10 protein-coding genes are annotated in these 11,706 nt (G+C 46.5%); 7 read left to right on the top strand and 3 right to left on the bottom strand.

Annotated features, from left to right (window positions below):
• Positions 1-29: 29 nt before the first annotated feature.
• The 4 genes from IGI92_RS11175 to IGI92_RS11190 all read left to right on the top strand — a co-directional run bounded on the left by IGI92_RS11175 (position 30) and on the right by IGI92_RS11190 (position 6,183).
• Complete coding sequence (locus IGI92_RS11175; RefSeq protein ID WP_430607057.1) at positions 30-1,871, top strand: FAD/NAD(P)-binding protein; 1,842 nt, start codon at positions 30-32, stop codon at positions 1,869-1,871.
• 192 nt (positions 1,872-2,063) lie between these two features.
• A complete protein-coding gene (locus IGI92_RS11180; RefSeq protein WP_430607059.1) occupies positions 2,064-3,002 on the top strand; it encodes an AAA family ATPase in 939 nt (312 codons plus the stop codon).
• Positions 3,003-3,004: 2 nt separating this feature from the next.
• Entirely contained in the window at positions 3,005-4,048 is a 1,044-nt protein-coding gene (locus IGI92_RS11185; RefSeq protein ID WP_005234735.1) for a DUF58 domain-containing protein, read from the top strand.
• Positions 4,045-6,183, top strand: coding sequence for a transglutaminase-like domain-containing protein (locus tag IGI92_RS11190; RefSeq protein ID WP_430607061.1), 2,139 nt, complete (start codon positions 4,045-4,047; stop codon positions 6,181-6,183). The genes IGI92_RS11185 and IGI92_RS11190 overlap by 4 nt, the downstream gene beginning before the upstream one ends.
• Positions 6,184-6,241: 58 nt before the next feature.
• Here the strand turns inward: IGI92_RS11190 and IGI92_RS11195 are convergent, their stop codons facing one another.
• A complete protein-coding gene (locus IGI92_RS11195) occupies positions 6,242-8,893 on the bottom strand; it encodes a cation-translocating P-type ATPase (protein WP_016613591.1) in 2,652 nt (883 codons plus the stop codon).
• Positions 8,894-9,242: 349 nt separating this feature from the next.
• Here IGI92_RS11195 and IGI92_RS11200 point away from each other — a divergent pair, with 349 nt between their 5' ends.
• A complete protein-coding gene (locus tag IGI92_RS11200) occupies positions 9,243-9,986 on the top strand; it encodes an NADPH-dependent oxidoreductase (protein ID WP_008378980.1) in 744 nt (247 codons plus the stop codon).
• Between the two features lie 120 nt (positions 9,987-10,106).
• Here IGI92_RS11200 and IGI92_RS11205 read toward each other — a convergent pair whose 3' ends face one another.
• Positions 10,107-10,457, bottom strand: coding sequence for a hypothetical protein (locus IGI92_RS11205; RefSeq protein WP_005234729.1), 351 nt, complete (start codon positions 10,455-10,457; stop codon positions 10,107-10,109).
• 162 nt (positions 10,458-10,619) lie between these two features.
• Between IGI92_RS11205 and IGI92_RS11210 the strand changes: the two genes are divergently transcribed.
• Both IGI92_RS11210 and IGI92_RS11215 read left to right on the top strand, forming a co-directional pair.
• The gene (locus IGI92_RS11210; protein ID WP_008378984.1) at positions 10,620-10,928 is read left to right on the top strand and encodes a DUF5960 family protein; all 309 of its coding nucleotides are present in this window, start codon (positions 10,620-10,622) and stop codon (positions 10,926-10,928) included.
• 127 nt (positions 10,929-11,055) lie between these two features.
• Entirely contained in the window at positions 11,056-11,262 is a 207-nt protein-coding gene (locus tag IGI92_RS11215) for a hypothetical protein (protein ID WP_005234726.1), read from the top strand.
• A gap of 143 nt (positions 11,263-11,405) precedes the next feature.
• Here IGI92_RS11215 and IGI92_RS11220 read toward each other — a convergent pair whose 3' ends face one another.
• Positions 11,406-11,699 (bottom strand): hypothetical protein, encoded by a 294-nt coding sequence (locus IGI92_RS11220; RefSeq protein WP_005234725.1) that lies wholly within the window; start codon positions 11,697-11,699, stop codon positions 11,406-11,408.
• Positions 11,700-11,706: the final 7 nt, after the last annotated feature.

An 11,706-nucleotide genomic window follows, 5' to 3' on the forward strand; every position in this document is an offset into this window, starting at 1 on the left:
AGACCATAGAATAATTGAGGTGGTGTGATATGAAAATAGCGATCATTGGTGCTGGTCCTCGTGGACTTTCACTTTCAGAACGGCTGATTGCTCATAGCAAACAAAACAAACAAGCCATCGACTTGCTGCTGTTTGATCCTTTTCTTCCTGGGGCAGTTTGGCGCACGGACCAATCGGCAGATTTGCTATTGAATTCTGTGACCAGCCAAGTCACCCTTTTCACGGATGACACATTAAGCACCGGCGGCCCCGTGGTCAAAGGACCTACCTTATACGAATGGGCAGTGACAGAAGGGAAACATTTCGCAGCCACGCATGCCCCTGAGCTCGTTGCGGAATGCACAGCACTTGATTCACTTGATCCTAACGGGCATTGCTCGCGGGCTTTATATGGACTCTATCAGCAGTGGTTTTATCAGCAGCTGTTAAAAGAGCTGCCCGAATCCATTACCGTCAACCATCTGTCAGACAGTGTCACCTCTTTGACCCCTCTTTCCAAAAATCGCTACCAGTTGACGACGGCTCACCAAACATTCCTTGTTGATGCCGTCGTCTTAGCTACAGGACATTCACAGGCCCAACTGTCATCAGGGGAACAACAATTGGCGGCTGCCGCAGAAAATAATGGCTGGTTTTATGCACCGCCAGCCAATGCGGCAGATACGGATCTAACGGCTATGAAAGCCGGAGAACCTGTGATTTTACGGGGACTAGGACTTGCCTTTTACGATTACGTCACCCGCTTGACCAGTGGTCGGGGCGGAACCTTCGTCAAAGTCAATGAATCCCTCGTCTATCAACCTTCTGGTGAAGAACCGCAAATCATCGCCGGTTCTCGTCGGGGTGTCCCGTATCATCCTCGTGGCCGCAATCAAAAAACACCAACGCAGCAGCGAAAGCCCGTTTTTTTGACCCCTGAACGCCTAGCTGCTTGGCAAGCAGCCAAAACGGTTGCTGGCAAGACACTGCTCTTCTATTTAAAGAAAGAGGCAGAACTCGTCTATTATCAGACGCTGCTTTTAGAAAAACAGCGGCTTGACAAAGATCAGCTTGACGCTTTTACCACCGCCTTTGTTGCCACGGAAGGATCTGAAGACTTGCTAAAAAAATGGCAGCTTCCTAAGAGGGAATGGTGGTCATGGCACCAACTAGCCGATCCCTTTGCTCAGAAAGAGCAGCAGTCCTTGCAAAACTTTTTCATTGCGCTATTACGTACCCAAATCCAAGATGCCGAAAAAGGCAATCTAGCGGGACCTATCAGCAGTGCCTTGGAAGTCTTCAAAGATCTGCGTGACCCGATTCGGTTTGTTCTCGATCATCAGCTAATGCCAGCAAAAGACCTGAAAACACTCTTTTGGCAGTCTTTCGTTCCCTTTAACAGCTTTTTATCGATCGGTCCGCCGGTTCAACGACTGCAGGAACTGGTCGCCTTGTTGGAAGCCGGAGTGGTGACCTTACTAGGTCCTGACATGACTGTTGAGATCGAGGAGGCTTATTGTACGTATTCAAAGCGATTTCCCGACACACGCTATCACGCGACGCAACTAATTGAGGCTCGCATTCCATCGACAGCGATTCGTCGAACCAACAATTCCTTGTTGCGGCAACTGCTAAACGATCGGATCATTCACCCGCACCGGTTGACGATACCCAATGAGGTGCCTTTTGAGACGGGTGCTATCGCCATCGATCCTGAGACCAATCAGGTCCTTGGACCAGATGAACGCCCCTACACTGCCCTCTATTGTTTCGGGATTCCCACAGAAGGCATCCACTGGCTGACGGCTGCCACTGCTCAGCCAGGAACCGATGCTTGGAATTTACGGCAGGCGGACCAGATCGCCGCTGACCTCTTACACCACATCTTCTAGTCGCTTCTTTTCTATCAAACGCAAACTTCCGACGAACCGCTTCGGAAGTTTTTTGCTTTTCTTCCGCAAACCCGCAGGCAGGATTTTCCTTTTTTTGAATATTCTTGAAATTTTCTTTAATTGTTACACGAAAATTGCGACAGTCCTAGAAAACCGTTACAATAGAAGAAAAGAACGCAAGGAGGTTGTTTCATGACCGCTGAATTACAAAAAATTGATGCCTTGATCGCAGAAGTGGAAAAAGTGATTTTAGGCAAACGAGATGTGATCCAATTTACCGTGGCTGCGCTGCTTGCTGGTGGACACGTTTTATTCGAAGATATCCCCGGTGTTGGGAAAACGATGTTGGTCAAATCATTAGCCAAAGCCATTCAAAGTGACTACAAACGGGTACAGTTTACCCCAGACCTTTTGCCTAACGATGTGTTAGGTGTGTCGATTTTTAATTCCCAAAGCCACCAGTTCGAGTTTCGTCCCGGCCCGATCTTCACCTCCGTCCTCTTGGCAGATGAGATCAACCGAACCACACCAAGGACGCAAGCCTCGCTCTTAGAAGCCATGTCAGAAAATCATGTCACCATCGACAATCAAACGTACCCATTGAGTCCCCACTTTTTTGTGTTAGCTACCCAAAACCCAATCGAATATGAAGGAACGTATCCTTTGCCTGAAGCCCAATTGGATCGTTTTTTGTTCCGCCTGCATATCGGTTACCCAGATTTTCAAGATGAGCTCGCCCTCTTGACTGGAAAACGACAGCAAAGCTTGGATCAGATCCAAACCATTTTACATGCTGATGAAGTGACCGCTTTGAAAGCGATGGTGGACGACGTGTATGTCGATGAGCGGGTCGCCCGTTACGCATTGCAGCTGGTTCAAGCGAGCCGCCAGCATAATGCCATTGACCTTGGTATCAGTCCTCGTGGTGGGATCGCCTTCTTAAAAGGGGCAAAAGCGTTAGCGTTGACGGAAGGACGGACCTTTGTCACGCCGCAAGACTTACAGCGAATTTTACCAGCAGTCTTCGGTCATCGTTTATTACTGAAAGGCGGCGTTCATGCTAGCGCGGAGACCCTTTCAGATTTGATGAAACAGATGATCCAACGGGTGTCTGTCCCTACGAGGAAATAGCGATGAAGAAAAAAAAGCTTGAACGCGTGCTGCGCCTCCTGTTGTTTAGCGCTGCCTATTTTTTGCTGCTGGCTTACTGTGTGATCTTTAATAATAATGCCGGTTGGAGCCTCTGGTTTTTACTGACTCTGTTATTGTTGCTTGACGCAGTATTCTTGCTGCCCTCCCTCAAGAAGGTCCAAATCGTTTTAGAAGAATCGATCCAAGCTGAAACACAGACAGCGATCACCTTACCGCTGCAAGTCTTCAAGTATCGCCCGACGCTGCTGCCGCTGGTCGATTTCACCTTGCAGTTTGACGATCGTTTCAAGAATAGTCATCACAGCGCCTTTTATCGAGGCAATCTGATTCGGCTCCATCTGCCTTGGACCCCAAAGGAGCGCGGCAGCTATGAAGAATTGCCCGTTCAATTGTACAGCCATGATCTCTTTGGCTTTTTTGAAAAAAGCTACGCTGCAGGTGCGAAACAATCGATTTTGATCCTACCGAAATTGAAGCTAGAAGCCGTTGCCCTATTGCCATTTTTTAAACAGCAAGTCCGCAGCCAAACCCACGGGGAACCCAATTTTTCTATTCGACAGTTCCGTCAATACCAGTTAGGGGATTCATTAAAAAATATCGATTGGAAATTATCCAGCAAACAACAGGAATTGATCTATCGCGAACGAGAATACGAAGAAGAACAAGACATCTTTCTGCTCTTTTGGGGAGAAGATCATCCTGCTTTTGAAGAGACCTTGACACTGTTTTATTCGATCCACCATTTCTCACAAAATCAACGACTTTTTCAGCCTCTCTTGATTGGTGACGGATTGACTTCCCCTTACCAAACGGATGCCGCTGCCTATGCCCAGATCCTTCCCTTCGAGAAAGTTCCTGAAGGAGTACCGCTCTTGACTGGCAGCCATCTTATCTTCATTACCCCGGTTTTCACCCCACAACTGGAAAACTACCTCAGTCAGTTGGAAGCAAAAAACAGCTGCCAAGTGTTTACCTACGCTGATTTAATGAGGCAGTTGAATGAACTTGAGGAGGTGGTAGGATGAGATTTATTAAGAAAGCACTGATTGGTCTTTTGACCTTTCTCAGTCTATCACTGGTGATCTTGCCGTTTATCGCAGTTTATGACCTTGGCAATCAGTTCACCCTTTTAACTTATGCCTTTAGTGTCTGTTTGATTTTGACCATCGTGCCGAAAGTCCGTTACAGTTTGCCTTTGCTGGCAGCCGCTTGGCTGATCGTCTTGTATCGGATCTTTCCTTATGGGACTGCCTTTTCTTTTGATTGGCTACTGCGTTTTTGGCTAGACCTGCACCGTGCCTTTCAAGAGATCCTCAGTGGTGAAGTCGGCTATATCACCGAACTGGCGGCGGTGACATTGATCGTTAGTTGGGTCTTGTTTTTAGCGATCTTACCGATTGCTTATCAACGCTTTTTCTTGATTTACGGTACCATGATCGGCTACTTGCTGACAGTCGTGATTTTTAATCAATTTGATTTGACGTGGCATTTGATCGGTATTTTTCTTTGCGCGCTGGCTTCTTCCATGATCCAGCGCAGCGCCTTTCAATCCAGTCAAACGATCGCCCCTTGGTTTGGCGTGATGCTATTGATTGGTGGCTTAGCCGTCACTGCTGTCTACTTGCCGCAGACGAGCGTGCGAGAACAATTGGCAGCTAGTTCCACGCCTATACGGACAAATCTGAATCAGCTGGGTTTTTATCAATTTATTGAAGAACATGGCACCCCCACTGGTTCTCGCACGGGCTTCAGTGAAAATGATCGTCAATTAGGCGGACCACTACTTGATGATGCGACGATTTTATTTGAAGCGCAACAAGAAACCCCGCATTACTGGCGGGTGGAAAGCAAAGACTTTTATTCTGGTAAAGGCTGGATCAGTACGAGCCGCGAAGACGTTCGCTTGGAAGCAGACGATGTCACAATCGCTGACCAGAGCTATCAACAAACCTATCCTGAGAATGAACAAGTGCGGATCCAATTCCAAAACCATGGAGACTATGTGCCATTGCCCTATGGCCGCAGTAGGTTATCCCTTGAAAGCGGCGCACGTGGCTTTCAAATCAGCGACGCTATTCAACGGGTCGATTTGATTGATTCGCTACCAGACACCACCTTGACCTTCGATTGGGACCATCCAGATTTTGCCGCAGAAAATCTCCAAAATCTGCCTTTGATCTATCCGGATTCTCCGATCGATTATATCCAGTTACCCGATTCTTTGCCGCAGCGGGTACGAGATCTCGCCGCTGAGATAACCACTGACAGCAACAGTCTGTTTGATCAAGTCACGGCGGTTGAAAGCTATTTGAAAGATCCACTCGTATTCCGCTATTCCAAGACCGATGCCGTCGTGCCTGCAGAAGAGCAAGATTACGTTGATCAATTTTTATTTGAATCACAAGTCGGCTACTGCGACAATTTTTCCACGGCAATGGTCGTGCTACTACGGAGTTTAGAGATCCCTGCTCGCTGGGCTAAAGGCTTTTCTCCTGGATCCCCCGTGACAGAAAACGGCATCACTACTTATACTGTCCGTAACTTGAATGCCCACTCATGGGTGGAAGTCTACTTTGACGGATACGGCTGGGTGCCTTTTGAACCGACACCTAGTTTCCAAAATCCAGATCGTCCCGTGTTGACGCAAGAATCTACTAGCTCCGAAGAAACACCGACCGCTAGCAGCGAGACAACACCAACGAGCAATACGGAAACAGAAAGTAGTGAAACCACGACCAGCAGTTCTGCAACAGCCGCGGTTACCGATGATGTTTGGTTGACTGAGGAGCTGAAACAAACGCTGCGTAATGGCTTCTTTGGAGGCTTAGCTCTCCTAGGACTTGGCCTGCTTTTCTATTTCCGCCATTCGTTTTTCCGTATTCATTTATGGTTGATCTGCCGCTTTAACAAACAGCCACTAGTTGCTGCCTATCCTTTGTTTTTAAGGCAAACGACGAAAGTTTTGTACCGTAACGAGGCGGAGCCGTTGATTGATTATGCCCAACGACTCGAAGCATTCTATCCACTGTTTCATGGTGATTTTATCCGCTTGACGCAGCAATACGAAGCCTACCTTTACAGCCAAGAACAGCCGGCTGGTCAAGAAGCCTTCTTGAAGCAAGTCGCTGCCCAAATCAGTCAGCTGAAAAAAATCAACTAAGCAGTGAGGAGAAACGACAAAAAAACGTATCGATCAAAGGATCGATACGTTTTTTGCTTTAGGCGTTTCCTTGACGTTTTTGAACGGCAATAATAATCAGTTTTGTGATTTCCATCAAAACAACTGCCACAGCAGCCATTGCGATACATAGACCGACATGTCCTAAAGTGAAGGTTGCTGGAATCGCAAAGACTTCACGGATGCCAGGAATCAAGGTAATGCTGTATAGTCCACCACAAACGACGATCGCCAACCACACCATTTTATTGGCAAAAAGGCCAGCTTGCCAAGCAGTCTCGGTATTTGAGCGTGCTGGCAATGTTTGCAATGTCCGGCTCCAGATAAGTGTTGAGAAGGCCATCGCTACACCTAACTCAGGTGATTGGCTCATCCCTAACCATTGTGCCAAAATCACGACAGCGGCAATCAAAATACCGCGATACGTTACTGAGATCAAAGTTTTTCCAGTGAAGATACCTGCATTTGGATCTCTAGGCTGACGTTGCATGATGGTTGGTTCGGCTTTTTCCATTCCCAGAGCAATTGCTGGTAATGAGTCGTTGACTAAGTTGATAAAGAGTAGCTGCAAGGCAGTAAATGGATTGTCCCAACCCATCACTAAGGCAAAGACGATCGCAATGATCGCACCTAAGTTTCCAGCAAACAAATACGAAATGGCTTTTTTGATGTTGTCAAAGACGTTTCGGCCAACTTCTACGGCACGAATGATCGAGGCAAAGTTATCATCCGTCAAGACCATCGCCGCTGCATCTTTGGCAACGTCCGTTCCGGTTCCCATTGCGATCCCGATATCCGCTTGTTTCAAGGCGGGTGCATCATTGACTCCATCTCCGGTCATGGCAGAGATCTTGCCTTTGTCTTGCCAAGCCCGCACGATACGGATTTTGTTTTCCGGCGAAACACGAGCATAAACCGTGATTTTGTCTAATTGATCCGCTAGTTCGGTTTCAGAAAGAGCATCCAATTCCGTACCAGTCAAGGCTAAGTCGCCCTCAGCTGAAATACCGATCTCTTGTGCGATCGCCACGGCTGTCGTTTTGTGGTCCCCTGTGATCATCACTGTTTTGATACCGGCAGATTTGGCATCTGCTACGGCTTGTTTGACTTCTTTACGAGGAGGATCGATCATTGCCATCAAACCAACCAAAATCAGCTCGTTTTCATCCTCAAGTGTCAATTCTCGTGATTGGGCATCGGTCAATGGACGGTAAGCAAACGCCAAGACCCGTAATGCCCGTTTTGAGAATTCTTCGTTTTGATGCTGCAATTTATTTCTGATTTCATCTGTTAAAGGCACGACTTGATCATCGATCAAGACTTTGGTACTGCGGCCAAAGACGATGTCTGGACCACCTTTGGTCAACAACAAATGTTCGCCATCGATCTCATGTAAGGTGGACATCAATTTACGATCAGAATCGAAAGGCAATTCTTGCAAACGAGGAAACTGTTGACGAATTGCCCGATAAGGCTGATTTAGTTTCTCACTGTAATCCAGAAAAGCAATTTCAGTAGGGTCTCCTAGCTTCGCCCCATCTTCACTGATGGCAGCATCATTTGCCAAGACACTGATTTCTACCAAGCGTTTTTCAGGCAATGTCCAGGTAGTTGGCTCATCGGGGAACGTGCCCGTTTGTCCATTTGGTAAATAGTAGTCAACAACGGTCATTTTGTTTTGGGTCAAGGTCCCTGTCTTATCTGTACAAACGATACTCGTTGAACCCAATGTTTCAACCGCCGGTAGTTTTCGAATGATGGCATGACGCTTCGCCATTTGTTTTGTTCCGATCGAAAGGACGATCGTCACGATCGATTGCAATGCTTCTGGAATCGCTGCTACGGCTACGGCTACCGCAAACATAAAGGCGTTGACTAAGTCTTCCGTCATATCACCTGTTCCGTCACCTAAGAACAACCGTGCTACTTGAACCCCTAAAATAATCAATGAAAGGACCAAGATCGCCAAGCTCAGTTTTTTACTGAAGCTGTCCAATCCTCGTTGCAATGGCGTTTTGTGTTCAACCGTACTTTCCAATAAGCCAGCCACTTGACCGATTTCCGTCACATTACCAGTCGCGGTTACGATAAACCGACCACGCCCATAAGTGACGATCGTTCCACTGAAGACCATGTTGTCACGGTCGCCGATCGGTGCGGTACGATCGATCACACCTAATTCTTTTTCCGCTGGCGTTGATTCCCCAGTCAGCATTCCTTCATCGACCTTCAAAGAACCCTCTTCAATCAATCGACCATCTGCTGGTACATAGTCCCCAGCTTCTAAAATAACGATATCGCCGACAACCAATTCTTTCGCCAGCACACTTTGTTCTTTGCCATCCCGAATGACGTTAGCATCTGGTGCTGACAAGCTTTTCAAAGCGTCTAACGACCCTTCGGCTTTTTTCGTTTGAATCACACTGACGACGGAATTCAACAAGAGTACTGCGAAGATAACGATCGACTCAACGTGGGCACCCATAACCATTTGGATGATTGCCACGATCAGCAAGACGATCACCATCGCATCTTTGAAGGTATCTAAGAATAAGGCAAAGCTAGATTTCTTAGGTGCTTCCTTCAGCTGGTTCAAGCCATTTTCTAACCGCTTGGCTGCCTCTTGCTGCGTCAACCCCTCTGGACTGCTCTGGACCTCTGCCATAATTTCCGAGATTTCTTTTTGATACATTTCTTTCGCCAATTTTTTTGCCCCTTTTAATTTTATTTTCCTTAGGCACTCTGCTAGAAAAAAAGAGACCTAAGACAAGTATACGCTTGTCTTAGGTCTCACCATTTCAAATAATACCAGAAAGCTGTCGCCAGCTTACTTACTGTTGATATTATCGCAGCTTGCGCCACCGGTTACTCCCCTAAGGAATAATAATAAGAATGTATCATTATCATAACGGAAACTGTTGTGCTTGGCAACTATAAAACATCAATTTGAAAATTTTTTGAAAACATTCTTTTTGTTCCCATTCCTTTTTTTCTGTTACACTAAAGAAGAAAGAAATTTGTACGTTACAGGAGGAAAAACGATGGATCTTTTTGATACTTTTACCCGCCACAGCTCTGTCAGAGATTTTCAACCCCGGCCACTATCAAAGGAACTCAAGCAAAAATTAGTGACGGTTGCCCAAAGTGGTTCCAGTTCGAACTTTGTTCAAGCTTATTCGATCATTGAGGTCAGTGATCCTGAAAAACTGGCTGCCATCGAAAAAATTGCCGGTGCCCCAAATTACATCACTCGAACGGGGGTCTTCTATCTTTTTGTCGCCGACTTACATAAGCATCAGCAGCTGCTGACCCAAGCAGGGTTGCCGGATACCCACTTAACCACGATGGAACCGTTTATTGTGTCTGTCGTTGATACGACGATCGCTGCCCAAAATATGGTAGCATATGCTGAAGCACAAGACTTAGGAATTTGCTACATCGGCGGCATCCGCAATGATTTGCCTCGTATCGCAGAACTTGTCGGCTTACCAAAATTGACGTTTCCGTTATTCGGCTTGACGATCGGTTATCCGCAACATAGAAATGAGCCGAAAGTCCGCTTGCCTCAAGAAGCGATCGTAAGTGTCGATCAGTATCAACCGCTGACGCAGGAGCAAACAGCCCAGTACAACCAAACGACGGAAGCCTATTATGCACAGCGCAGCAGCAATCAACAGCAAACCAATTGGCAAACGAAAATGACGGAATTTTTCCGTGAACCGCGACGTCCAGATGTCGCTGCCTTTATGAAGCAACAAGGCTTCTCAGACCACTTCGGCGAATGAGGATACTAATCACCACGGGAAAATAAAAAACGATCTTTGGCAAGGAATCTTGTCAGGATCGTTTTTTTGCTTGGTGTAAAAAATCAGGTTCAGGCTGCTCTTGTATCTTTGTCGCGCTAATTAACGTGCGGCTTCTTGTGCGGTTTCGTTGACGGCAACTGCCTGCTCACATTTTTCCATTAATTCTACGAATGCTTTATCTAACACGGCTGCATTTTCGGAGGTTCGCTGTCTGATTTGCGTCATAGGTTGCGCCGCAAGATCCAGCAAATAGGTAGGGATCGCTTCTTTTTCAGCAAAAGTGCCCTTGATCAGCGGCTGGTAGACAGACTCGCCACAGGGGCCGGTTTTGATAAAGGCTAGTTCGAACTGCGCCTTCCCTGACAAGCGCAACCGATAGACCCCTTCATTGGTCAGCAGTTTTTCATCGGTAAAGCGTGCCTGTAATCGTGCAAAGCGTTCATAATCCATGGTATCTGCTCCTTTTTGATTCCTTCTTTCCTCTAGTGTAGCAAATTTCTTGTTAGCAAAACATCTTTTTCATAGAGAACGCATCCCCTTTTTCCTCGTCTGGCGATTTTCCACTTTACAAGCAGAACAAACGTTCGTATAATTCAAGTGAGGTGAATGCGTATGCCAGCTGCAAAAATTGCTTATGCAAAACAAGAAACCTATGCATTTGAAAAACACTATTATGAATTGGTAAACTTTCCCACACCAGTGGCGCTTTTGTTTGATGAATTCGCACTGACGATGGAGCGCAATCAAAAATCATATATTGCGATCCCCGCGCGCTATTCCGTCTTAAAGGTTCCGCTCGTCTTTGTTTTTCGACTAGAGACTAAGGATGCGCCTGTTTATTATTATGAGCACGTACTTGCTGAAAATAAGATCATTCGCCGCTACAACCCCGAGCGTAACTATTTACCCGGCGGAAGATAGACCAATGGTTCGATACGTTTGCTTAGATAAGCGGATGCTCTCTCCTGATGAAAATCATGGGTAGCAGTTCGAATGTTTGTCATCAAAACAAAACCCCTCTATACTAAAAAGAAAGGGGTTTTTCACAATGACGAAAAAACCGCCGCAAACGTCTGAAGAAAAAGAAGCCGCTTCTAACAATATGGGATTGGGGATCGGTGTCGGAATGGCCTTAGGTGCTGCATTTGGGATGCTGTTTTTTGACAACCTGGCATTAGGCATGGGTTTAGGCATCGCACTAGGTGTAGCGATCGGTGCCAGTATGGATCAAAAAAGCAACAAAGACAAGAAATAGCTGAAGCAAAGAGCTGTGTTTATCTGTCACAGCTTGCTGCCCAGTAAATACAAAAAAAGCCTAGGTTCTGCACTTGTTGTACAGGACCTGGGCTTTTTTGCTACTTCGAGCAATATTCTCGAAAACAGTTGCTTCACAGTTGGTTACAGCAGATTTCTTTTCGCCATTTCCGCGCGATACAGTTCATAGACCGCATCACTTTGCTTTGCATGGCTGCGGTAAAAGAGCCCATAAGAGAAAATCGCTTGGAAATTGCTTCCTTGATTTGCTCGTGCTACAGCGTGGTACAAATTCGCCAACTGCTGATCAGACATCTTCCCGCTTTTGATTCGTTTGGCAACTGCTTTTTGGGAAAGGGTAAATAAAATCGTCGTAAATACTTGATAAACCACCCAAATCGCCAGAATGACCAAAATAAATTTCACCAAATCAGGCATCACTTTT

This window comes from Enterococcus sp. DIV2379 (assembly GCF_050542965.1).
In the GTDB taxonomy this organism is placed as follows: Bacteria; Bacillota; Bacilli; order Lactobacillales; family Enterococcaceae; genus Enterococcus_D; species Enterococcus_D entomosocium.